This is a genomic window from Nocardia sp. NPDC004604, from assembly GCF_040609795.1.
In the GTDB taxonomy this organism is placed as follows: Bacteria; Actinomycetota; Actinomycetes; order Mycobacteriales; family Mycobacteriaceae; genus Nocardia.
This window is the reverse complement of record NZ_JBEXLC010000055.1, coordinates 1-21765: the sequence shown is the minus strand read 5'-3', so window position 1 is coordinate 21765 and position 21765 is coordinate 1. Positions and strand designations below refer to the sequence as shown.

24 protein-coding genes and 2 tRNA genes are annotated in these 21765 nt (G+C 66.3%); 16 read left to right on the top strand and 10 right to left on the bottom strand.

Annotation, left to right across the window (positions count from 1 at the left end):
- Positions 1-45 precede the first annotated feature (45 nt).
- Together ABZW16_RS20820 and ABZW16_RS20815 are read left to right on the top strand one after the other, a co-directional pair.
- The gene (locus ABZW16_RS20820) at positions 46-462 is read left to right on the top strand and encodes a thioesterase family protein (RefSeq protein WP_354957611.1); all 417 of its coding nucleotides are present in this window, start codon (positions 46-48) and stop codon (positions 460-462) included.
- Between the two features lie 182 nt (positions 463-644).
- Positions 645-1310 (top strand): hypothetical protein, encoded by a 666-nt coding sequence (locus tag ABZW16_RS20815; protein WP_354957581.1) that lies wholly within the window; start codon positions 645-647, stop codon positions 1308-1310.
- Between the two features lie 54 nt (positions 1311-1364).
- Here ABZW16_RS20815 and ABZW16_RS20810 read toward each other — a convergent pair whose 3' ends face one another.
- The gene (locus ABZW16_RS20810) at positions 1365-1685 is read right to left on the bottom strand and encodes an AzlD domain-containing protein (protein WP_354957580.1); all 321 of its coding nucleotides are present in this window, start codon (positions 1683-1685) and stop codon (positions 1365-1367) included.
- A 55-nt stretch (positions 1686-1740) separates the two neighbouring features.
- Positions 1741-2445, bottom strand: coding sequence for an AzlC family ABC transporter permease (locus tag ABZW16_RS20805; protein WP_354957579.1), 705 nt, complete (start codon positions 2443-2445; stop codon positions 1741-1743).
- 123 nt (positions 2446-2568) lie between these two features.
- Between ABZW16_RS20805 and ABZW16_RS20800 the strand changes: the two genes are divergently transcribed.
- Positions 2569-3129 carry an XRE family transcriptional regulator gene (locus ABZW16_RS20800; protein ID WP_354957578.1) on the top strand — a complete coding sequence of 187 codons (561 nt, stop codon included), beginning with the start codon at positions 2569-2571 and terminating at the stop codon, positions 3127-3129.
- 143 nt (positions 3130-3272) lie between these two features.
- Here ABZW16_RS20800 and ABZW16_RS20795 read toward each other — a convergent pair whose 3' ends face one another.
- The gene (locus ABZW16_RS20795; RefSeq protein WP_354957577.1) at positions 3273-3980 is read right to left on the bottom strand and encodes an HNH endonuclease; all 708 of its coding nucleotides are present in this window, start codon (positions 3978-3980) and stop codon (positions 3273-3275) included.
- 224 nt (positions 3981-4204) lie between these two features.
- Here ABZW16_RS20795 and ABZW16_RS20790 point away from each other — a divergent pair, with 224 nt between their 5' ends.
- The 4 genes from ABZW16_RS20790 to ABZW16_RS20775 all read left to right on the top strand — a co-directional run bounded on the left by ABZW16_RS20790 (position 4205) and on the right by ABZW16_RS20775 (position 7211).
- Positions 4205-4609 carry a globin gene (locus ABZW16_RS20790; protein ID WP_354957576.1) on the top strand — a complete coding sequence of 135 codons (405 nt, stop codon included), beginning with the start codon at positions 4205-4207 and terminating at the stop codon, positions 4607-4609.
- A 200-nt stretch (positions 4610-4809) separates the two neighbouring features.
- The gene (locus tag ABZW16_RS20785; protein WP_354957609.1) at positions 4810-6345 is read left to right on the top strand and encodes an alpha-amylase family glycosyl hydrolase; all 1536 of its coding nucleotides are present in this window, start codon (positions 4810-4812) and stop codon (positions 6343-6345) included.
- Positions 6346-6484: 139 nt separating this feature from the next.
- Complete coding sequence (locus ABZW16_RS20780) at positions 6485-6760, top strand: hypothetical protein (RefSeq protein ID WP_354957575.1); 276 nt, start codon at positions 6485-6487, stop codon at positions 6758-6760.
- Complete coding sequence (locus ABZW16_RS20775; protein WP_354957574.1) at positions 6747-7211, top strand: DUF5130 domain-containing protein; 465 nt, start codon at positions 6747-6749, stop codon at positions 7209-7211. The genes ABZW16_RS20780 and ABZW16_RS20775 overlap by 14 nt, the downstream gene beginning before the upstream one ends.
- Before the next feature lie 175 nt (positions 7212-7386).
- On the opposite strand, the gene pepN is transcribed toward ABZW16_RS20775, so the two are convergent.
- Positions 7387-9969: an aminopeptidase N gene (gene pepN, locus ABZW16_RS20770; RefSeq protein ID WP_354957573.1), complete on the bottom strand. Its 2583-nt coding sequence runs from the start codon at positions 9967-9969 to the stop codon at positions 7387-7389.
- Between the two features lie 138 nt (positions 9970-10107).
- Here pepN and ABZW16_RS20765 point away from each other — a divergent pair, with 138 nt between their 5' ends.
- A complete protein-coding gene (locus tag ABZW16_RS20765; RefSeq protein ID WP_354957572.1) occupies positions 10108-10944 on the top strand; it encodes a phosphoribosylaminoimidazolesuccinocarboxamide synthase in 837 nt (278 codons plus the stop codon).
- Between the two features lie 34 nt (positions 10945-10978).
- Here ABZW16_RS20765 and ABZW16_RS20760 read toward each other — a convergent pair whose 3' ends face one another.
- From ABZW16_RS20760 to ABZW16_RS20745, 4 genes are all read right to left on the bottom strand, one after another.
- The gene (locus ABZW16_RS20760; protein WP_354957571.1) at positions 10979-11455 is read right to left on the bottom strand and encodes an NUDIX domain-containing protein; all 477 of its coding nucleotides are present in this window, start codon (positions 11453-11455) and stop codon (positions 10979-10981) included.
- Between the two features lie 194 nt (positions 11456-11649).
- Positions 11650-12873, bottom strand: a complete 1224-nt coding sequence (locus ABZW16_RS20755) for a DUF6596 domain-containing protein (RefSeq protein WP_354957570.1) — start codon at positions 12871-12873, stop codon at positions 11650-11652.
- A gap of 6 nt (positions 12874-12879) precedes the next feature.
- The gene (locus tag ABZW16_RS20750) at positions 12880-13281 is read right to left on the bottom strand and encodes a YciI family protein (RefSeq protein WP_354957569.1); all 402 of its coding nucleotides are present in this window, start codon (positions 13279-13281) and stop codon (positions 12880-12882) included.
- A 106-nt stretch (positions 13282-13387) separates the two neighbouring features.
- Positions 13388-14611 carry an FAD-dependent oxidoreductase gene (locus ABZW16_RS20745; protein ID WP_354957568.1) on the bottom strand — a complete coding sequence of 408 codons (1224 nt, stop codon included), beginning with the start codon at positions 14609-14611 and terminating at the stop codon, positions 13388-13390.
- Between the two features lie 180 nt (positions 14612-14791).
- Between ABZW16_RS20745 and ABZW16_RS20740 the strand changes: the two genes are divergently transcribed.
- Positions 14792-15436, top strand: a complete 645-nt coding sequence (locus ABZW16_RS20740) for a DsbA family protein (RefSeq protein WP_354957567.1) — start codon at positions 14792-14794, stop codon at positions 15434-15436.
- Positions 15437-15446: 10 nt separating this feature from the next.
- On the opposite strand, the gene ABZW16_RS20735 is transcribed toward ABZW16_RS20740, so the two are convergent.
- Positions 15447-16631, bottom strand: coding sequence for a M48 family metalloprotease (locus tag ABZW16_RS20735; protein WP_354957566.1), 1185 nt, complete (start codon positions 16629-16631; stop codon positions 15447-15449).
- A 188-nt stretch (positions 16632-16819) separates the two neighbouring features.
- On the opposite strand from ABZW16_RS20735, the gene ABZW16_RS20730 reads away from it, so the two are divergent.
- Together ABZW16_RS20730 and ABZW16_RS20725 are read left to right on the top strand one after the other, a co-directional pair.
- On the top strand, positions 16820-17293 hold the full coding sequence (locus ABZW16_RS20730) for a ribose-5-phosphate isomerase (RefSeq protein ID WP_354957565.1): 474 nt from the start codon (positions 16820-16822) through the stop codon (positions 17291-17293).
- 80 nt (positions 17294-17373) lie between these two features.
- Positions 17374-18189, top strand: a complete 816-nt coding sequence (locus ABZW16_RS20725; RefSeq protein WP_354957564.1) for a DNA-formamidopyrimidine glycosylase family protein — start codon at positions 17374-17376, stop codon at positions 18187-18189.
- A gap of 75 nt (positions 18190-18264) precedes the next feature.
- Here ABZW16_RS20725 and ABZW16_RS20720 read toward each other — a convergent pair whose 3' ends face one another.
- Entirely contained in the window at positions 18265-19218 is a 954-nt protein-coding gene (locus ABZW16_RS20720; RefSeq protein ID WP_354957563.1) for a GGDEF domain-containing protein, read from the bottom strand.
- Positions 19219-19767: 549 nt separating this feature from the next.
- Between ABZW16_RS20720 and ABZW16_RS20715 the strand changes: the two genes are divergently transcribed.
- The 5 genes from ABZW16_RS20715 to ABZW16_RS20695 all read left to right on the top strand — a co-directional run bounded on the left by ABZW16_RS20715 (position 19768) and on the right by ABZW16_RS20695 (position 21698).
- Positions 19768-19841 (top strand) — tRNA-Gly (locus tag ABZW16_RS20715).
- A 44-nt stretch (positions 19842-19885) separates the two neighbouring features.
- Positions 19886-19959 (top strand) — tRNA-Pro (locus ABZW16_RS20710).
- A 288-nt stretch (positions 19960-20247) separates the two neighbouring features.
- Entirely contained in the window at positions 20248-20868 is a 621-nt protein-coding gene (locus ABZW16_RS20705) for an SMI1/KNR4 family protein (protein ID WP_354957562.1), read from the top strand.
- 144 nt (positions 20869-21012) lie between these two features.
- Complete coding sequence (locus tag ABZW16_RS20700) at positions 21013-21159, top strand: hypothetical protein (protein ID WP_354957561.1); 147 nt, start codon at positions 21013-21015, stop codon at positions 21157-21159.
- A 236-nt stretch (positions 21160-21395) separates the two neighbouring features.
- Positions 21396-21698 carry a response regulator gene (locus ABZW16_RS20695; protein ID WP_354957560.1) on the top strand — a complete coding sequence of 101 codons (303 nt, stop codon included), beginning with the start codon at positions 21396-21398 and terminating at the stop codon, positions 21696-21698.
- The last annotated feature ends 67 nt before the right edge of the window (positions 21699-21765 follow it).

Below are 21765 nucleotides of genomic sequence, written 5' to 3'. Positions count from 1 at the left end.
AGTCCGTTGAGCAGCAGCGGAAAGTCGCAGGGCGGCAGCCTACTACTGCCCAAGCGCTTCCACGCCAAGGTAGACGTCAGGTGGTCGGATATGGACGTGTTCCAGCACGTCAACCATGCCCGCATGGTGACGTTGCTGGAGGAGGCGCGGATTCCGTGGCTGTTCGAGGACGGGCGTCCGACCGCCTCGCTGCGTACCGGCTGTGTGCTGGCGGACCTTCGGGTCCGCTACCGCGGTCAGCTGCGGCACGAGGACACCCCGCTGGATATCGCGATGTGGATCGAGCAGCTGCGGGCGGTTGATTTCACCATCGGTTACGAGGTCCGCGCCAACGGCGCGGCCCCGGACTCGCCGCCCGCGGTGCTCGCCTCCACCCAGATCGCGGCCTTCGATATGCGGACGCAGCGCCTGCGTCGGCTCACCGATACCGAACGTGACTACCTCGCCGAGTGGAAAGAATGAGCGATTGCCCGGGGCGTTCGGGCGGCGGAATCGTTGGGCAGTAATGGCTGGTTTCGGCCGTCGGGCAGTGGTCGTCGGTATCGACGGCCGTGCGGTGGCGGCCGAATCCGCTGACATAGCGGTGGTGGCGGACTGCGGTCGTCGTACGGTGGCGGCCGCGATGTGGTGATGTGGGAGCACTGATGTCGGTACAGCGCCTCCTGGAGGTTTCCGATCCGGCCGAGCGGGAGAATCTGGCGACATTTCTGAGCCGGGCCGTTCGGCTGGATCCCGCGGTGGTGGTGCGTATGCGCCGTCGTGGCGAACGATACGTATCCGCGTGGGTGGCAACGGGTTTCGAAGCGCTCGCGGTGCGCACCGTGGTCGCCGAGCTCGGTACCGACGATGTCACCGTCGGTGCCGATCTGGTGCTGGCCGGTTTGCCGTCCGGAATTCCGATCGATCTCGGCTATTCGATGGATTCGGCCTGGCGTGGTGCGCTCCCGCCGGATGTCGGCTTCGAACATGTCGACGATGTGCCCGCGCGCACCCTCGTCGAACTCGCCGAACAGGGTGCGGCACTGGCCAAGGAACACGGCAGCAGCCATGGCCCGCCCGCCTCCCTGCTCGACCAGACGGTGCTCACCGTCTCCGGGGCGCTCGACCAGGTCCAGGTCCCGATGCGCGTCGTATTCGCGCTCACTGCAATGGATTTCATCCCCCACTCCGGTGACAGGGCCGACCCCCGCCGCATCCCGGCCGCCGAAATCGTCCGGGTCCGTGCCACCAGAACCTGGCTCCGCCTCGATGCCCGCTACGGCTCCGTCGCCCGCCGTCGAGGCGGCGCCATCCCGCTTACCCCCGGCTGATTTCCGCGCGGCCACCCCAACATCTGTCGCACGAATGCCAACCGCGACAAGGGGTTAGGTGACGCCGACCAAACGCAGCAGGGCGGTCGTGCCCGCCGCGGCGAGGATGACCACCAGCATCGGCTGGTTACGCCAGGCCAGCAGGCCGGCGACCAAAACCCCTGCGGGTAACGCGAATCCGAGGTGGCCGGAGCCGGTGGGCACTGTGGTGATGGCGACCATCGCCGCGAGCAGGACGACCGCGCCGATCTCCAGCAGTTTCGTTGCTCGCTCCGGGAAGCGGATGCGGTTGCGCAACGCGGGGCCCGACGAGCGGAAGGCATAGGTTCCGGCGGAGAGTGCGGACATGGCCACCAGCAAGATCGGAGTACTCACGCCTGTGCCTCCATGGTCCTCGGCTCGGCCGGAGCTCCGCCGATGAATCGCTGGCTCATGCCGCCTGCGCCTCTCCGGACTCGGCCTTGCCGTCGCCGTTCCGCGAGATCGCGAAGAACAACCCCGAAAGCGCAACCAGCACAGGCATTCCGGCGGGCAGGAATGGCGCGCTCGCCACGGCCGCGATCGCTCCGATCAGCGCCGCCCGCAAGGTATCCCGCGCCCGCAGCGCGGGCACGATCAGCGATAACAGCACCGCGGGGAACACCGCGTCCAACCCGATCGCACCGGTGTCGGGCACTATCGTGCCGATCAGCGCGCCGATCGCCGCACCGCCGGGCCAGGCGATGAGCACACCCAACCCGCTCACCCAGTACGCGGCCCGCCGACGCGCAATATCCGGCTGGGCCAGGGCCAGCGCGACGGATTCGTCGTTCATCACATGGACGCCGATCCGCCGCCGCCATCCGGTACCGACCACATCGGGCACCGAAAGCCCGTACGGCAGATGTCGGGCATTGACCAACAGCCCGGCCAATACGGCCGCGATCGGGCTGCCACCCGCCGCCATGATCCCGATGAAGAGGAACTCCGCACCGCCCGCGAGCACGACGACCCCGAGCACGATCGGAACCCACACCGGAAAACCGGAGGTGACGGCGGTAGCGCCATAGGAAATAGCGATCAGACCGACCGCCAGCAGGACCGCCGCGATGCCGGCGAGTGTGTCCCTATCAAGTGTTCGCCATATCGAACGCATGTAGTTTATAGTGAACATGGCGGGGCGATTCGTCAATATGATTCTCTGTTGGGCGGTCAACTGTATTGACCCACCCCGGCCGGCTTCGCCGGCCTGCCATCCCCCTACTCGACGGGAGCGCGCATGGACCAGGATCCGACGACGCCGCAGGCAGTGATCGCCGCTGCGCTGCGCCGGGAGCGCACGCGCGCCGGGCTGTCGCTCACCGAGGTCGCCAACCGTGCGGGCGTCGCGAAATCCACACTGTCCCAACTGGAATCGGGTACTGGCAATCCGAGCCTGGAGACCTTGTGGGCGCTGTGCGTCGCCCTGGATATGCCCTTCTCGCGGCTGCTCGAGCCGCTGCGCCCGACCGTTCAAGTGATTCGCGCGGGGGAGGGCCCGGTATTGGCCGCCGCGGAATCCGATTACCGTGCCACCCTGCTCGCGGCCGGACCGGCCAGCACCCGCCGTGACTTCTTTCGGATCACCGCCGAACCTGGCCACGCGCGCAGATCCGACCCACACATTCCAGGTGTGATCGAGCATGTGCTGCTGGCCAGCGGTCGCGCTCTCATCGGCCCGATCGACGCACCCGTCGAACTCGGACCGGGCGACTACATCTCCTACCCTGGCGATGCCCCGCACGTTTTCGAAGCGCTGGCCCCCAACACCTGGGCCGCATTCATCGTCGAATACACCTAGCCGGAAACACCGGTCACGGCTGCGGCCCATCCGCTGGTGTCCCGTGCACCGAGCGACCCCGGGGTTCGTGCGCGGTGACCAAGAACACGTGCGGATGAATGCGAGTCCAGGCCCGGCGGAACCGGTCTGGTCGGGAGCCAGGGCTAGGCGGCACCCTCGCCGAGATACTGCAACCACACCGGATCCAACTCCGCGGTGGTCGACAACAGCCGCCAGTGCGGTCCCTTCGGCGAGACCAGTGGCGAAGGCAACGACCAGCCCAACTCGCTGAGCAGTTTGTCCGCCTTGCGGTGGTTACACGGGGCGCAACTCGCGACGCAGTTCTCCCAGGAATGCTCGCCGCCGCGACTGCGCGGGATGACGTGATCGATGGTCTCTGCCTTACCACCGCAATACCCACAGCGGTAGCGGTCGCGATGCATGAGGGCGGCGCGGGTCATCGGGACGCGCGCCCGATAGGGCACATGAACGTAGCTGCGCAGCCGGATGACCGACGGAATCGTGACGGCGGATTCGGCGGAATGCACCACCGATCCCTCCGGATCATGGTGGACGGTATCGGCTTTATCGCAGATCAGGAGCACCACGGCGCGGCGTGCGGACAGCGCGGTGAGCGGCTCGAAGGTGGCATTGAGAAGCAACACCCGGCGCTTCAGCCAATTGGCGGTCTCGTTCTGGACCGGCGTGAGGTGCGGATTGTGGTGAGCAGGCTCACCGGTGCGATGTGCACCCGGATAGTGATCGGACAAGATGTGCAGCGGAGTAGCCCCCGACCCACGATTGTGGACGTCGGCGGGCTGGAGTTGTCGGTGCGTCCTGGCCTCGTGTGATCGGCCGTGCCGCTGCTTCATGGGGACCCCGGTTTCATAGTTATCAAGATCATGTGGTATCTCGGCAGAGACTGCCACCCAGTTGACCATGGAATGCGCACTATTGCACGGTGATTTCGCACAATGTCGGATGAACTGTGGTTGAAGGGCTGCCCGTTCGTGACGCGGGCACAATGGAGTGCGGCCCGTAGCGATCGCTTGCGGGTCGCTCGAAACGATCAGTGCGGACCGATCGAGAGGACCTGATGACTTCCGGCGAGCAGACAGCGACGTCGTTCTACGACGCGATCGGCGGGGCGGCGACGTTCCACCGGATCATCGCGGCGTTCTATCGAGAGGTGGCGGCCGACGAGGTATTGCGCCCGCTGTACCCGGAGCAGGACCTCGGACCGGCGGAGCGGCGGCTGCGCATGTTCCTGGAGCAGTACTGGGGTGGACCGCGCACCTACTCCGATGAGCGCGGACATCCGCGGCTGCGAATGCGGCATATGCCGTTCAAGATCGGTCCGATGGAGCGCGACGCGTGGCTGCGCTGTATGCGGATCGGCGTGGCAGAGATCGAACCGGAAATTCTGGATGATGAGCATCGCAAGGCATTGCTCGATTACCTCGAGATGGCGGCAAATTCGCTGGTGAATGCTGCCTGGTGAGATCGTTTTGGTCGAGCTCCCGCATAGTCCCAAGGTTTTCGACTCGCATATCGAATGCTGAATATTTGCCAGATATCATCGAACATGGCTGAGCCTGAGCGAATTTGCCGAAAATCTTTGGCACTATTACGGATGTGACTGATACACCTGCCATCCCGGCGCCGGTGGATCGCACCGCCCAACCTTGGTGGCGGTCGGCCATGTTCTACCAGATCTATCCGAGATCCTTCGCGGACTCCGACGGTGACGGGATCGGCGATCTCCGCGGGATTCGCGACAAGCTCGGCTACCTGGAACTACTCGGGGTCGACGCACTCTGGATCTGTCCGGTGATGCGCTCTCCCATGGCCGACGGCGGCTACGACGTCGCCGACCCGCGCGATATCGACCCGCTCTTCGGCGGTATGGCGGCAATGGTCGAGCTGATCGCCGAGGCGCACGACCGCGGTCTCAAGGTGACCATGGATCTGGTGCCGAACCACACCAGCGATCAGCATCCGTGGTTCGCGGCGGCGCTGGCCGCTGCACCGGGCAGTCGGGAACGCGAGCGCTACATCTTCCGCGACGGCCGCGGACCCGACGGCGCGACGCCGCCGAACAACTGGCCGAGCATCTTCGGCGGGCCCGCCTGGACCCGCGTTATCGAGCCCGATGGCAGGCCCGGCCAGTGGTACCTGCACATATTCGCGCCGGAACAACCGGATCTGAACTGGGCAAATCCCGAGATCGCCGCCGATTTCGAGCAGACGCTGCGCTTCTGGCTGGATCGGGGCGTCGACGGGTTCCGCCTCGATGTCGCGCACGGTATGGCCAAACCGGACGGCCTGCCCGATATGGAACGCGTCGAAACCAAGATGCTGGTGCACGACGACGACGATCCGCGTTTCAACAATCCCGCCGTACACGAGATCCACCGCCGCATCCGCAAGGTGCTCGACGAATATCCGGACGCGGTCTCGATCGGCGAGGTCTGGGTGGACGACAACACCCGCTTCGGCGAGTACGTCCGGCCGGACGAACTGCACCTGGCCTTCAACTTCCGCCTCGCCGAGACCCCGTTCGATGCCGACGCGGTGCGCGCGGCCATCGACAATTCGCTCGCGGCCGTCGCGCCGGTGGGCGCGGTCCCCACCTGGACGCTGTCCAATCACGACATCGCGCGTGAGGTCACCCGGTACGGCGGCGGTCCCGTCGGCGTGGCGCGGGCCCGCGCCATGATGATGGTGGAGCTGGCATTGCCCGGCGCGGTGTTCATCTACAACGGCGCCGAACTCGGGCTCCCCAATGTCGACGATCTGCCCGAGGCGGCGCTGCGGGATCCGGTCTGGGAACGTTCCGGACATACCGAGCGCGGACGCGACGGCTGCCGGGTGCCGATTCCATGGGAGGGGGCAGCGCCGCCGTTCGGATTCAGCACGGGCGAGTCCTGGTTGCCGATGCCGCCGGAGTGGGCGGCGTCGACGGTCGAGGCGCAGCTGGAGGCGTTGGGCTCCACCCTGTCGCTGTATCGCATGGCGATCGAATTGCGTGGTGTCCGACCGGAATTCGCGGGCCCGCGGGTCGAGTGGTACGGCAGCCCGGCCGGTTGCCTCGCCTTCCGTCGGCCCGGTGGACTGGTCTGTGTGCTGAACGCCTCGCCCGTGCCGATCGCCTTGCCGCCCGGTGACGTACTGCTCGCCAGCGCCCCGTCGGAGAACGGTCAGCTGGCCGCCAATGCCGCCGCCTGGCTGGTGTGACCGGACAACACGAGCTCGACCAGAACGCGAACTACTACACGGCATCGTCTACCGTTAGGCCTGTGAGTGAGCGAAGCGAGCGAACCATGTGCCAGCGCGCCATGCGGACGACGAAGGCGAGCGCCAGCGAGGTGCAGTCGTGAGCATTCTCGAGACAGTGCTGATCTTCCTCGGCATCCCGCTGGTGATCTACGGCGCGATCGCCGGATTGTCGTTTCTCGGCAAGCCACTGCCCGGCGAGAAGCCGGTCCACTACGACCTCGGTCAGAAGTGGACCCAGCCTCCCGTGCTGTGGAGTGCTACCGACGAAGTGACCGGATCGGGTCACCACACTGCTGAGTCGTCGCATGGACATGCGGCAATCGAGTCCACCGCGGTGGAGCTGATCGGAGGCCGGGCAAGTGGCAAATTCTAATTGGCCCGCGGTACTCGAATCCGAACTGCCGCACGGTTCGGTGATCACCAGCAGCGGCCGCGTCTCCGGTGTGCACGAGGCCGGCGCGGTGTTCAAGGAAGCCCCGTTCAGCGATGACGAGCGGCTGGCCATGGACAACGTGCTCACCGAGGCGACCCGCGCGACCAAGGTGCGCTTCAACATCTTCATCGGCGATCTGGGTGCGGATCCGGCCGCCGGTGCGGACGCGGTCTTCCCGGCGACCCCCGAGGCGGCACGTTCGGTGCTCATCGCCGTCTCGCCCAACGACAAGGCCGTAGAGGTCCGGTCGGGCAGCGAGATCGCCGACCGGGCCAATGACCGCGTCTGCCAGCTCGGCGTCACCGCCGCCCTGAGCTCCTTCCGCCAGGGCCAGCTCATCGACGGTCTGATTTCCGCGGTCCGCGTGATGGCCGCCGCCATCGGGCGCTGATCCACCGGTTTCACCGCGGCGCGTTCACCTGCGAAGGTGGACGCGCCGTTTGCGTTGTGCCGCACGGAACATCGAGCGGCGGCCTGCAGTGTCTCGGGAGAGATGCGAACGGGGCGTGCTCATCGCAATGATCTGCACGCCCCGTTTCGATCCGGCTGAGGTGCCGTCGGCTCGTTCAGCCCCGGGCGTCGAAGGCGCGGGCGCGAAGTGAGCGTTCGATGCCCGCCTTGCCCTCGGTCACCAGGCGGCGCAGGGCGGGCGGGTGATCACCGGCGAGGAACTTGTCCGCCGTTGCCACGGCGTCCTCGCTGATCGCCCAGACAGGGTAGAGGCCGACGACGACGGTTTGCGCAACCTCGCTGGAGCGGCGCTCCCAGACCCCGGGCACCTCGGCGAAATAGCGGTCGACATAGGGTGCGAGCAGCTCGCCCTGGCCCGCCGGTGCGAACCCGCCGACGATCGAGCGGGCGGTGATATTCGGCACCGAATCGTCGGTCATCACCGTGTTCCAGGCCTGCTCCTTCACTTCGGCGATCGGCCGCGCCGTCGCCGCCGCCGCAGCTTGGCGCTTACCGGCGGCGGTGGGGTCGTTGGCCAATTCCTGGTCGATGACCGGAGTGTCGAGGCCCTCGGCATCGATCTCGCCCGCCGCCGCCAGCGCGGTGACCAGCCGCCAGCGCAGATCGGTGTCGACCACCAGACCGGGCAGACCGACGGTGGCCGGATCGCCGTCGAGCAGTTCGCGCAGCACCTCGGTGTGCCAGGCCTGCAGCCGCGCGCCGGTGAGCGCATTGACAAAGGCGAGCTGATGATCCGAGCCCGCCGCGGCCTCACGGGCCAGTTCCAGCAGCCGGTTGGCGTATTCGGTCCAGCCGGTGGCATTCGCCCACTCCGGATCGGCGTAGCTGCCGATCGCGGTATTGGCCTGCATCAGAAGTCGCTGCACCACACCGATTTCGCTCTCGGTGCCGATTCCGCGCTGCACCAGGGCGACGAAGTCGCGTGCGCGCATCTCGGCCTGCCTGGTCATCTCCCACGCGGCCGACCAGCACAGCGTGCGCGGCAGTGGTTCGACGATTTCGTGGATGCGGTGCAGCACCACATCGAGCGAATCGGGATCGAGGCGAACCGAGCAGTAGGTGAGATCGTCATCGTTGATCAGCACCAGCTGGCCGCGTTCCACGCCGACGAGTTCGGGCACTTCGGTGCGCTCGGCCGCGTCGAGGTCGAGTTCGATGCGGTTGGTGCGGACCAGCTTTCCGTCCCGTTCGCCGTACACACCGATCGCAAGGCGATGCACGCGCCGCTCACCCGCGCCCGGCTCCGCACCCTCCTGGACGACCGCGAACCTGGTGAAACGGCCGCCGGGATCGACCTCGAAATCCGGACGCAGGATATTCAGTCCGGTGGTCTTGAGCCACTGCGTGCCCCAGTCGGACAGATCGCGGCCGGAGGACTTCTCCAGTGCCGAGAGCAGATCGTCGAAAGTGGCGTTGCTGTAGGCGTGTTCGGTGAAGTAGGCGCGCAGTCCGGCGAGGAACGGTGCCAGCCCGACATAGGCCACCAGCTGCTTGAGCACGGAAGCGCCCTTGGCGTAGGTGATTCCGTCGAAGTTGACCTCGACCGCGTGCAGATCCGGAATATCGGCGGCGATCGGATGTGTGGACGGCAGCTGATCCTGCCGGTATGCCCAGGACTTCTCCACATTCGCGAAAGTGGTCCAGGCACTGGTGTACTCGGTCGCCTCGGACTGGCACAGCACCGAGGCGAAGGTCGCGAACGATTCGTTCAACCACAGGTCGTCCCACCACTTCATGGTGACCAGATCGCCGAACCACATATGCGCCATCTCGTGCAGCACCGTCTCGGCGCGCCGCTCATAGGATGCGCGGGTCACCTTGGACCGGAAGACGTAGTCCTCCAGGAAGGTGACGGCACCGGCGTTCTCCATCGCGCCCGCGTTGAATTCCGGGACGAACAGCTGGTCGTACTTGCCGAACGCGTAGGGCACACCGAAGTTCTTGTGGTAGAAGCCGAAGCCCTGTTTGGTCTCGGTGAACAGCCGGTCGGCATCCATGTGCTCGGCGAGCGAGGCGCGGCAGTAGATGCCGAGCGGGATGGTGCCATGGTCGTCGGTGTAGGCGTCGGTCCATTCCGCGTACGGGCCCGCGATGAGCGCGACCAGGTAGGTGCTCATCTTCGGGGTGGTGCGAAACAGGTGCTTACCGGGATCGGCGAGCAGCGTATCGACCGCGGCCCCGTTGGAGATGACCTTCCAGTTCGGCGCGGCGGTCACGCTGATATCGAAGGTGGCCTTGAGGTCCGGCTGGTCGAAGCAGGCGAACATGCGCTTGGCGTCGGCGGTTTCGAACTGCGAGTACAGGTAGACCGCATCATCGGTGGGATCGACGAAGCGGTGCAGGCCCTCACCGGTATTGGAGTATTCGCAGTCGGCCTCGACGACCAGTTCGTTGCGCTCGGCCAGACCGGTGAGTGTGATGCCCGTTGACTCGTCGTAGTCGGCGATATCGATCGCGGTGCCGTTGAGCACGGCCGAGCGGACCCCGCGGGCGACGATATCGATGAAGGTGCTCGCGCCCGCAGTCGCGGTGAATGTGACCGTGCTGCGGGAGAAGAAGGTCTGCTCGCCCGGCTTCCCCGCCCCGTCGGTCAGGTCGAGGTCGATGCGATAGTTCTCGACCTGCACTGTCGAGGCGCGTTCGATTGCCTGGTCGCGAGTCAGGTTCGGTGCGGACATGGGACTCCTTCGTTGGTCGAAGAACATGTGCGGGCGGGCCGCCCGGCGGGCACAGCACTCACCACAATGCCACCTCGGTAAGGTTGCCCGCGCGGAAGTTTTTCCCATAAACCCTATCGATCAGGATCGGAGCGCGACGTGAAGCACATCCACGCCGGAAAGGTGCGCGACCTCTACGAGGACGGCGAAACGCTGCTGCTCGTTGCGTCGGATCGGGTGTCGGTCTATGACGTGGTGCTGCCGACGCCGATCCCGGATAAGGGCGCGCTGCTGACCCAGCTGTCGAACTGGTGGTTCGAGTACTTCACCGACGTGCCCAACCATGTGGTCTCGGCGACCGATGTGCCCGCGGAATTCGCCGGTCGCGGCATTCGGGTCAAGCCGCTGAAGATGCTGCAGGTCGAGTGCATCGCGCGCGGCTACCTGACCGGATCGGGGCTCAAGGAGTACGAGCAAAGCGGCACGGTCTCCGGTGTCGCACTGCCGCCGGGGCTGCGCGATGGCGACAAACTGCCCGAACCGATTTTCACCCCGTCCAGTAAGGCATCCGAGGGCCACGACGAGCCCATCACCTTCGCGGACGTGGTGAACCAGGAGGGCCGCGAGGTCGCCGAGCAATTGCGCGATCTGACATTGCGGATCTACACCCGAGGCGCCGCGCACGCCGCGCAGCACGGTGTCATCGTCGCCGACACCAAGGTCGAATTCGGTTGGGACGGTGACACTCTCACCCTGGGCGATGAGGTGCTGACCTCGGACTCCTCGCGCTTCTGGCCCGCCGCCGAATGGGAGCCCGGCCGCCCCCAGCGCTCCTTCGACAAGCAGTTCGTCCGCGACTGGTCCACCTCCACCGGCTGGAACAAGGAATATCCCGGCCCGGAGATCCCCGCCGATATCGTCGAAGCCACCCGCCAGAAGTACATGGAAGCCTACGAACTCATCACCGGGCAGGCCTGGGGCGGCGCAACCCGCTGACCGCTGGGCGGGGTCTCGGGCGGTGCGGAAGCGGTCAGCTGAGGTGTTGAGCGAGGCGGTCCAGGTAGGGGCGTTGGCCGTTTCCGAGCTTTTCGTGGGCGGTGCGGAGGTCGAACCAGGCGGCGCGGTCGATTTCCGGGAAGGTGGCGGTGCGGCCGGATTTGGGCGGCCATTCCATATCGAAGGTGCCGGGCACCACTTCGGCCGGGTCCAAGTCGGCCTCGACGGCCCAGACGGTGAGATTCTTGGTGGATTTGCCACTGCCGTAACGAACCTCGCCGAGCGGCACCCGCTCGCCCTCGGGCACCGGTAGGCCGAGTTCCTCGGTGAACTCGCGGGCCGCGGCGTCCTCGGGGCTTTCGTCCTCCGGGTCGTATTCGCCCTTCGGAATCGACCAGGCGCCCGCATCCTTATGCGTCCAGAACGGTCCACCCATATGCCCGATCAGGACCTCGACATCACCGGAACTCCGGCGGAACAACAGAATCCCAGCACTGAATTTCCCAGCCACACCTAGCAGTCTGCCGCCTACCGCAACTAGACGCGCACGCGACACGGCCCCACCGCAGCGACCCCGCCGCCGCTATCAGATCTGGCAGGGCCTCCGTGCGCGCCGGGCTGGCCCGACGTGCGACTCCGGCAGCCTGTCGCCGTTCTCAACCCTCGACCCCGATCGAGGCGGCGGGGAGGGCGGGTGTGGTGGGGTCAGGGGTGGTGGTGGAGGTGGGCGGCGCGCAGGGTTAGGTAGTTGCGTTCGGGGGAGCTGGTGGTGTGGTGGGCGGCGGCGGTGTAGTGGGTGATGGCGGCGTCGAAATCGCCCGCCATTTCGTGTAGGTGGCCGCGGACCGCGTCGAGGCGGTGGTTGCCCGCCAGTTGATCGTCGAGGGTGGCGGCGAGTTCGAGGCCAGCGGCGGGGCCGTGGACCATGGCGGTGGCGACGGCGCGGTTGAGGGTCACCATCGGGTTCTTCGAGATGCGCTCGATCATGTTGTACAGCGCCAGGATTCGCGTCCAATCGGTGTCCTCGGCACGTCGGGCCTGCGCGTGCAGCACCGCGATCGCAGCCTGGATTTGGTAGGGGCCAGTGAGGCCCGATGCGAGGGTGCCGGTCGTCAGCGTGGTGCCCTCGGTGATCAGTGCGCGATCCCACAGAGCGCGGTTCTGCTCGGCGAGCGGAATCAACTCACCATGGGGCCCGGTGCGCGCGGCCCGGCGGGAGTCGGTGAGCAGCATGAGCGCGAGCAGTCCGGCCACCTCGGTGTCGTCGGGGAGCAGCAGGTGCATGGATCTGGTCAGGCGGATGGCCTCGGCGGCGAGATCTGTCCGCTGCAGGTCGGGCCCGGAGGTGCTGGTGTGCCCCTCGTTGAAGATCAGATACAGCACGTGCAGTACCGAACCGAGCCGCTCGTGCCATTGCGCGTCACCGGGTCGGGCGAACGGCCGGTCGAGGGTGGCCAGCTTCTTCTTGGCACGCGTAATCCGTTGCGCCATGGTCGCTTCGGGTAACAGGAAGGCGTTGGCGATCTCCGCTGTGCCGAGTCCGCCGACCGCGCGCAATGTCAGCGCGATGGCACTCGCGGACGACAGTGCCGGATGGCAGCACAGGAAGAACATGGCGAGCGTGTCATCCCGATCGATGGCCTCGGCATCGAGCACATCGCGTTCGAAGACCGTCGTCTCCCTGCGCCGCCGAGCCACTTCGGCACGCACCGCATCGGCCATCCGCCGGTGCGCGACCTGGATCAGCCACCCGCGCGGATTGTCCGGCAGACCGTCGGCGGCCCATTGGGTCGCCGCCGCGAGCATGGCCTCCTGCAGCGCATCCTCGGCGGTGTCGAAATCACCGAACCGGCGCACCAAGGTGCCGAGGACCTGTGGCGCGAGTTCGCGCAACAGGTCCTCGATGCCCGCGGGCAATGTCGTGCTCATCGCGGACTATTGGTCGGTCGCCGGAACACCCATCACCGCGCGCACCTCGATGCGCTCACCGATCGGCTGTCCGCCCGGCCCCGGTGCCGCCGACGCCTGCGCGGCGATCTGCAGCGCGCGCTCCGGGCTCTCCACATCGACGATCCAATATCCGGCGAGGAATTCCTTGGTCTCCGGAAACGGCCCGTCGGTGATCACCGGTGCCGAGCGCCCGTCCGAACTCACCAGCCGCGCATCCTCCGGTCCGGCCAGTCCCTGGGCGTCGACCAGCTCACCGTTCTCGGCCAGCTCCGCACCCAGCGCCCGCTGGAAATCCAGATGCGCCTGGATCTCTTCCGGCGTCCACTCGGTGATCGGGGTGTCGCAGTTGGCGGCGGGTCCGTAGGTCTTGATCAGCATGTACTTCATATCCGGTCTCCCTGGCCTTTGGTGCGCCCGTCTGGCGCGCTCGCGATGCGGTCGGAGCGCGTCGCGCCGATTCGACACATTCTCGAATAGTCGACCGAGATCCGCATCACAGGGGCGTCGCGGGATCGGCGAGCCGGTCCGGATCGACCTGTTGGCCGATCAACTCCCTGATCCGGTCGGTGACATCCCAGATGTTCACGTTCATTCCCGCCAGTACCCGGTTGTCGGCGTCGAGCCAGAACGCGACGAATTCGCGCTTGGCCTCATCGCCGCGCACCACCACCCGCGCGTACTCGCCGGGCGCGGCATAGCCGGTGTACTCCATGCCCAGGTCGTATTGGTCGGTGAAGAAGTAGGGCAGCCGCTCATAGGACGCGGACTTGCCCAGCATGGTCCGGGCCGCAACGGCGGGCTGGTTGAGCGCATTGGCCCAGTGCTCTACCCGAATCGGCCGGCCGAGCACCGGATGCTGCTCCTCGGCGATGTCGCCGACTGCGACGATATCCGGGTCGCTGGTGGCCAGGCCGGCATCGACGAGCACGCCGCCATTGGTCGCGAGCCCGGCGTCCGCAGCCAGTTCGATATTCGGACGCGCGCCGATCGCGACCAGCACCGCATCGCCCTCGATGACGGTGCCATCGGCGAGCCGGACGCCGGTCGCCAGATCCGTCTCCACGGTATGAGTGGTGATCTCGCTGACCTGCGCGCCGAATCGGAAGTCGACGCCGTGGTCGCGATGCAGCTGCGCGAAGACCCGGGCCATTTCCGGCCCGAGCGCCGCCAGCAGCGGCAATTCGGCGGATTCGACAATGGTGACCTCGACCTGGGCGGCGCGCGCGGCCGAAGCGACCTCGAGCCCGATCCAGCCCGCTCCGATGATGACGAGGCGGCGGGCGGTGCCGAACAGTTCGATCAGGGTGTCGGAATCGCCAATGGTGCGCAGGGTGTACACGCCGCGGGCGTCCATACCTGGAATCGGCAGCCGACGCGGTGTCGAACCGGTCGCGAGCGCGAGCTTGTCGTAGCCCAGCGTCGAACCATCCGGCAGCGTCACGGTTTTCGCGGTCCGATCGATCGCACCGACCTCGGTGCCGAGTCGCACGTCGATGTGGTGATCGCGGTACCACTGGCCCGGATCCACGGTGAATTCCTCGAGCGATTTCTTGCCCGCCAGATGTTCCTTCGACAGCGGTGGGCGCTCGTAGGGCAGATAGTCCTCGGCGCAGATCAGCGTCACGGCTCCGGCGAAATCATTGTCGCGCAGTGCCTCCGCCAGTTTGGCCGCGGCCAGACCGCCACCGACGATGACGAAACGCTGATCAGAGGTCATTGCGGACTCCTTTTCGGGAGGGAACCGGATGCCTGCGTGTCAACCCTACTGGGACCCGATGCCGCCTTTCGGGAAATCGGCGACCGGCACGGGAACGAATCGCACGGTTTCGTGGTTGGCCACGGATAGCGGTGTGCCGAGCCCACCGCGCCAACTGCATGCGATGGAGAGGAACAGGTCATGAGCGAGACGACCACCAAGAATGTCGCCGATTTCTGGTTCGACCCGCTGTGCCCGTGGTGCTGGATCACCTCCCGCTGGATCCTGGAGGTCGAGCAGGTCCGCGATATCGAGACCCGCTTCCACGTGATGAGCCTGTCGGTGCTCAATGAGGGCAAGGAGGGGCTGCCGCCGCAGTACGAGGAGCTGCTCGCCACCGGCTGGGGGCCGGTCCGGGTCGCCATTGCCGCCGCGCAGGAGCACGGTGACAAGGTGCTTTCCCCGCTGTACACGGCCATGGGCACCCGCATCCACAACCGGCGCGAGGAGTACGCGCGCGATTCCCGCAAGGAGACCCTCGCCGCGGTGATCGCGGATTCGCTCGCCGAGGTCGGCCTGCCCGCCGAACTCGCCGCGGCCGCCGAGAGCGCGGAATTCGACGAGGCGCTGCGCAAGAGCCATCACGAGGGCATGGACAAGGTCGGACCCGATGTCGGCACGCCGACCATCCACATCAATGGCAAGGCGTTCTTCGGTCCGGTGCTCTCGCGGATCCCGCGCGGCGAGGAGGCCGGGAAGCTGTGGGACGCCGCGGTCACCCTGGCCGACTACCCGCATTTCTTCGAGCTGAAGCGGACCAGGACCGAGGATCCGGTCTTCGACTGAGTGCGGTGCGCTACGGCACGGGTTTCGGCGGCAGCGCCGGAACCTCGCCGTAGCTGCTCGGATACGGACCGGCCGGGGGCGCACTGGCCGGACGGCTCGGACGCCAGAACAGACGGCCGTGCCTGCTGCGGTCGCGCAGCGCCCACATTCGCCAGGTCAGCACCGGATGCGAGGCCATGGCATTGATGACCCAGACGAAGAAGCCCTTCTCCACCGCGGCCCGGTCGGCCATCTCGTCGAAGCCGACCAGTTTGTTCAGGTACTTGCCCGCGGCCAGGGTGCCCATGGCGGCCGGTGCCCCCACATGTCGGTTGCAGTAGCCGTGGTTGTCGGCGGTGTACTCCTGGGACCGGATCAGTGAGCTGCCGATGATCGGCAGCGACGGCGCGACGAACATGCCGAGCTGGCGCCAGTACGAGGTATGCCCGGCCGCGATATGCCCCACCTCGTGCCCGATGATGAAGGCGAGCGCATCGGGTTCGCGTGCGGCGCCGCCGATTTCGAACAGATCGCTGTAGACCGCGACATAGCGCCGGAACCCGTGCCCGGAGGCGAAGGCATTGATCTGCCCATTGCCGAGTACCACGTAGGCGTCGGGAACCTTGGCCAACCCGAATCGTGCCGCCGCCTCGACCACCAGCTGATAGCCCTCGGGGAACTGCGTCGGTGACATCTTGACGGCGTTGACCCGCTGGGCCGCGTAGCCCATACCGCGCAGGAACCAGACCACGATCGGCGCGAAGACCAGGATCGCCACGTACAGACTCGGCAGCTTCCCGCCCAGGATGAGGTCGACGAACACCAGCAATGCCAGCAGCAACGCGAGCGTGGTGATCACACATACGACCACGAGCAGCGGAATCTCCCACGGATGCCGCGCGGGCATACCGTACGGCGACAGACCGCGCGGCTGGCGCTGCGGCGGTGTCCCGGGCGGTGCCGGGACCACACCGTGGGGACCTGGGGTGTACGGCGCCGGACCGTAGTGGGGCGTCGGGTACGGCAACCCGGGGTAGGGCTGGGGTGTCGAGGGGTATTGAGGCATCGAGGGGTACTGGGGCGAATCCTGTTGGTCGGAAACATGCCCGCTCGATGTGGCGGTCGCGTCCTGAGCCTGCGCCCATCCGCTCAATGCGGGATAGGGGTCGGCGGGATGGCCCGCCTGCTGGGGCGGCTTGGATTCGGGCGGCTGCATACAGAGAACTCTATTCACTTGCCGGAGACGACGTTCGAAACCGTTGTCGCGCGGTCGGTACCAGTGGCCGCGAACACGGGTGGCATACCGGTCGATTCGCCGCGGCCGCTACCGGTGTTGATCCCGCTGGCGCGGTGACGCATGTCCCCCTCGCGGCACGCCCGAACACGCCTGACACAATCGCAGCCATGCGCGTATACCTGGGTGCCGACCATGCCGGTTTCGAACTGAAGAATCACGTCAAGGCCCATCTGGAGCAGGCGGGCCATGAGGTCGTCGACTGCGGCGCCCTCGAGTACGACGCGCTCGACGACTACCCCGCCTTCTGCATCGAGGCGGCCCGCCGCACCGTCGCCGACCCGGGCAGTCTCGGCCTGGTCTTCGGTGGCAGCGGCAATGGTGAGCAGATCGCCGCGAACAAGGTGCCCGGCGCCCGCTGCGCCCTGGCCTGGAGCGTGGAGACCGCCCAGCTGGCCCGTGAGCACAACAACGCGCAGCTGATCGGCATCGGCGGCCGCATGCACTCCACCGAGGAGGCGCTGGCGATCGTGGACGCATTCATCTCGACCAAGTGGTCCGAGGAGCCGCGCCACCAGCGCCGCATCGACATCCTGGCCGAGTACGAGAAGACCGGTGTGCCCCCGGCTGTTCCGGCCTACTGAGCGCGTAATACGCCGTCCCGCAAGGCGACCCGGTGTCCCGGGTCGTCTCTGTGGTGGAGCAGAGAGGATGCCGGGCTCGGATGCCTGAGGGCCATACGCTGCACCGACTGGCGCGACTGCATCAACGGCGCTTCGCCGGGGGAGTGGTGCGGGTATCCAGTCCGCAGGGCAAGTTCGCCGCCGGTGCCGCCCGGGTCGACGGGCAGGTGCTCACGCGGGCCGAGGCGTACGGCAAACATCTACTGCACCACTACGAGTCGGGTCTCATCGTGCATGTGCACCTCGGCCTGTACGGGGTGTTCACCGAGGTGGCGTTGCCGATGGGGGAGCCGGTCGGGCAGGTGCGGATGCGGATCGTCGGCGACGCATCGGCCGATGATCGCCTGTACGGTACCGATCTACGCGGCCCAACCGCCTGTGAGGTGTACACCCGCGCAGAACTGACGGCGCTGACCGATCGGCTCGGCCCGGACCCGCTGCGGCGCGGCGCCGATCCCGAACGGGCCTGGCGGCGCATGCACCGCTCGCGCAGGCCGATCGGCGCACTGCTGATGGACCAGCAGGTGCTTGCCGGTGTCGGCAATGTGTACCGCGCGGAACTGCTCTTCCGGCACGGCATTTCGCCGCAGCGTCCAGGCACGTCGCTGAGCGCCGAGGAGTGGGACGCGATGTGGACCGATCTGGTTGCGCTGATGCGGGTCGGGGTGCGGGTCGGCAAGATGGTCGTCGTCCGCCCCGAGCACGACCACGGTGAACCGTCTTATGCGGCCGACCGCCCACGCACCTACGTGTACCGCCGCCCCGGCGCCCCATGCCGCATCTGCGGCACCCCCATCGCGCACAGCGTGCTGGAGGGCCGAAACCTGTTCTGGTGCCCCAGCTGTCAAGCCAGCTGAACGATTACCAGGCCCGCTGATGACCTCATCGGTGATCAACGGGCCTCGGTGGTAGCCGAACCGTGTGGTGGCGGATCAGCCCGCAACGGCTTTGATGTCGGGTTTATCGGTTTCGGCGAGGGCGAAGCGGCGACCGCCGGCGGTCTTCGCCGAGTACATCGCGCGATCGGCGCGGCGCAGCAGATCGGTGAAATCGCAGGATTCGCCCGGCGGTGAGTAGGCGGTGCCGACACTCGCCGAGACCGGTACCGGACCGGCCGTCGACCACACCGGATCACGCAGTGCCGCCACGATGCGGTGCGCGATATCGCCGAGGGTGTTGTGGTGCGGGTTGGTGGCGAGCACGAATTCGTCACCGCCGTAACGGCAGATGACGGTTTCCGGCGGACAGATCTCGCGCAGCCTGCGGGCCAGTTCGACGAGCACCTCGTCGCCGACGGCATGGCCGTAGTTGTCGTTGATCTGCTTGAACCGGTCCAGATCGATCAGCAGCAGGCCGACGCCTCGGTTCGGGTCGGCCGCCATCAGCCGCACCTTGTCCTGTAGCAGCGTGCGGTTGGCGAGGTCGGTGAGCGCGTCGTGGGTGGCCTCGTGCCGCAGCCGATGCTGCAATGCGGCGATCTCCTGTACCCGCAATGACACCGCCGCCGAAAGGTTCTGTTCCTGTTGGGCCAGTGCCCGTTCCTGCAGCGCCTGGGCATAGCTGTCGATGGCCTGGCTGGCGACCAGCGGCCAGCGCGTGGCGACCAGCGACCCGGGCGCCCCCGCCGGGAAGCCGAGCAGCCAGCGGGTGGCCTGGGCCAGCATTCTGGTCCGTTCGAACGGCGCCTCGACCAGCCGTGCCCCCAACATCCGCGCCTCGGGCACCGGAAAGGGCTCGGACCTGGCCAGTTTCAGTAGCTGCTCGATGATCTCGGCCAGCACCGGTTGCAGCTGTTCTGGTGACGCGTGTGATCCCGGTTCCGCGCAGACCGCACGCGCCCACGCGCCAGCCTTCTGCGCTACGGGTGGTTCGATATCCGCAGACATCGCACTCACCCACCGCGGGTGATGTCGGTACCCGGGTGCCCTGTTCCCACGCAGGTGCCGGTTTCACCCCGATCGTTCCCACTGCTACGCGGTTGTGTCCACCTCGCTCGGTGCACGCTCACCGCCCCCTTTCCAGATACCCCCGTCCGGCAAAAAGGATCCTAGCAAGCCACTCGGCACCGAAAAACGCTGTTTTACAACGAGTTCTCGATCCCTGGCGAATGGCGATCGGGTATGTGATCGCTGCCGCGCCTCCGGCGTTACACATGAATTCTGTTCGCCGGAAAGTCGCGGACCGACACGCCGACGGCGCGCCGAACGGGGCTGAAATCGGGTGGCTACCGGCCCGTTCATGTCTCGGCGAGAACGGCCGAGTGGCTCGAAGCGATTAGTGATAGCTGCAAGCTATTATTGCCGGCCGGGTCGTGGCCTCGCGTCCGGCAACTGTTCACAGTCGTTCGGCGGGGGCGGATTAGCGTTTCCGGCGCTGCATTCGGTACAGTCGGTGCGCACACGACATCGTGGCGATCCCATCGGTGTCGTATGCCTGCGGGTGTAGTTCAATGGTAGAACCTCAGCCTTCCAAGCTGATGGTGCGGGTTCGATTCCCGTCACCCGCTCCACGCAGGATTCATCCTCGTCGGCGCTCTCTTTCGCCGCGAGGTCACGGGGTGTAGCGCAGCTTGGTAGCGCATCCGCTTTGGGAGCGGAGGGTCGCAGGTTCAAATCCTGTCACCCCGACAAGAGTTCGAGTGTTCCGGCCCAGGTCAGGACCATGCCGTGATGTTCCGGCAATCGGGGCGGTTCGCTCCTGGCTCCCTTGAATGACCGATTTTGGCCGGTGTCTGTTGCACGTAGATTGCACGGCCGTTCTTTGCGGATAGATCGCCTATCCGCCGCTTCGGCATGTTCACTGCCTATGTCGTTTGCCACCGTTAGGGACCACCACGTTGCCAGTCGTGGGCGAGCAGGAGCCTTGCGAACATTTGCCCACCGGGCGGTGTCACTGCCCGTCGCTATGGTCACCGCATGACCCACCCCGCTCCGTTCGACCAGGTATGGACTCGTTTCCTCCATCTGCTCGGCATGTACTCGCCCGCCTCCGTCGCGACCCTGCAACCCGGAGCCACCGCCGAGCAGATCGCTCACCTGGAAGCTGTCCAGGGTTTCGCGCTGCACCCCGACGTCCGGGCACTGCTCGAACATCACAACGGCACCGTGTACGCCGAATACGGGGGTGCCGACGAAGGCGCCAACTTCCTGCCGATGGGGTACATGCTCGACTCGATCGACCGGATCCTCGCCGGTCACGAATGGCGAACCACCTTCAGCGCCGAGAATCGAGCATCGGGCTTGGGTGAGGAGACCCTCTACGGTCATGCCCACCAATGGGTTCCGATTGCTCACTCCATCGATGCCGGTATCTTGTTCGTCGAGCACCGCCCCGGACCGACCTACGGTCACGTCATCGAATTGGGTATCGGCTCGGGCGCTTTCGAAGGCACTTTGTGGGCCAACACGCTGCTCGAATTCTTCGACGCCCTCGCTCATTCCCTCAACACCCGCAGCCCCTTTCGCGACGAGACCCCCGGCGTGCGGGAGTCGAACCTCACCGGGAAGATCTATGCGCACTGGGACTGGCAAGGGTGAACCCTCCCCGAGAACCCTTCGTGCGAGCCTTGGTAACCCGGATCAGGGACGTCTCAGGCGGCTCCGTGTCACGGAATGTTCCGTGATCGGCATTTCCGGACCTTCGGCTGCCGTCGGTTCTCTGCCGTTGACGACAAGCTCTCCGTGATCGACGATCGGTTCTCGGTGATCGACGACCGGCTGTCTGCTGTCGATGACCGGCTCTCGGTACTGGATGGCCGGTTCTCTGATGTCGGTTCGAAGTTGGACCGCATCCTGGCGGCCCTGGGCGTCGATCAGGACGGTGCGTAACCGGGGCACGTCCGCACGATCATGCCCGGTAGCGTCGAAGCGTTGGTCGGTGGCCGCCGAAGTGTTGCCGGATAGTCTGCTGTGGCGATGCGGGGCGGTAGCTGAGGTCCGAGGGGATCGGGCGGGAGATTCGAATCGATGCTCAGCTGTGGTGAATCTGTCGGCTTGCTGTGAGTCATCGGCCCTTGCCGATTCTGGGCGGCATCGGGGCATGCGGTGCGGCATATTGTGTAGCCGTGCCCGACCGTGACGCGTCACCGGCCGCGAGCGTGCTGGTCGTCGACGATGAGCCGAATATTCTCGACCTGCTCTCCGCCGCGCTGCGGATGAGCGGATTCGACGTGTACACCGCGGCCAGTGGGCTCGAGGCATTGGCCGTGGCGGCGCAGCGGCCACCGGACATCGTGGTGCTGGATGTAATGCTGCCGGATCTGGACGGCTATGTGGTGGCACGGCGGCTGCGGGAGTCCGGCAACCAGGTGCCGGTGTTGTTCTTGACGTCGCGGGATGCGAAAGAACTAAATAATGGCGAGCTTTAAAGATACCTTACAAGAAGCGATTGAATTAACAAAAGAAAAAGGATTTGAACAATCTAGAGCGGAATGG

Coding starts and splice junctions, on each gene's coding strand:
- ABZW16_RS20815 (WP_354957581.1), top strand. CDS start 645: ATGTCGGTACAGCGCCTCCTGGAGGTTTCCGATCCGGCCGAGCGGGAG.
- ABZW16_RS20805 (WP_354957579.1), bottom strand. CDS start 2,445: ATGCGTTCGATATGGCGAACACTTGATAGGGACACACTCGCCGGCATC.
- ABZW16_RS20800 (WP_354957578.1), top strand. CDS start 2,569: ATGGACCAGGATCCGACGACGCCGCAGGCAGTGATCGCCGCTGCGCTG.
- ABZW16_RS20795 (WP_354957577.1), bottom strand. CDS start 3,980: ATGAAGCAGCGGCACGGCCGATCACACGAGGCCAGGACGCACCGACAA.
- ABZW16_RS20790 (WP_354957576.1), top strand. CDS start 4,205: ATGACTTCCGGCGAGCAGACAGCGACGTCGTTCTACGACGCGATCGGC.
- ABZW16_RS20785 (WP_354957609.1), top strand. CDS start 4,810: ATGTTCTACCAGATCTATCCGAGATCCTTCGCGGACTCCGACGGTGAC.
- pepN (WP_354957573.1), bottom strand. CDS start 9,969: ATGTCCGCACCGAACCTGACTCGCGACCAGGCAATCGAACGCGCCTCG.
- ABZW16_RS20755 (WP_354957570.1), bottom strand. CDS start 12,873: ATGAGCACGACATTGCCCGCGGGCATCGAGGACCTGTTGCGCGAACTC.
- ABZW16_RS20750 (WP_354957569.1), bottom strand. CDS start 13,281: ATGAAGTACATGCTGATCAAGACCTACGGACCCGCCGCCAACTGCGAC.
- ABZW16_RS20745 (WP_354957568.1), bottom strand. CDS start 14,611: ATGACCTCTGATCAGCGTTTCGTCATCGTCGGTGGCGGTCTGGCCGCG.
- ABZW16_RS20740 (WP_354957567.1), top strand. CDS start 14,792: ATGAGCGAGACGACCACCAAGAATGTCGCCGATTTCTGGTTCGACCCG.
- ABZW16_RS20735 (WP_354957566.1), bottom strand. CDS start 16,631: ATGCAGCCGCCCGAATCCAAGCCGCCCCAGCAGGCGGGCCATCCCGCC.
- ABZW16_RS20730 (WP_354957565.1), top strand. CDS start 16,820: ATGCGCGTATACCTGGGTGCCGACCATGCCGGTTTCGAACTGAAGAAT.
- ABZW16_RS20725 (WP_354957564.1), top strand. CDS start 17,374: ATGCCTGAGGGCCATACGCTGCACCGACTGGCGCGACTGCATCAACGG.
- ABZW16_RS20720 (WP_354957563.1), bottom strand. CDS start 19,218: ATGTCTGCGGATATCGAACCACCCGTAGCGCAGAAGGCTGGCGCGTGG.
- ABZW16_RS20705 (WP_354957562.1), top strand. CDS start 20,248: ATGACCCACCCCGCTCCGTTCGACCAGGTATGGACTCGTTTCCTCCAT.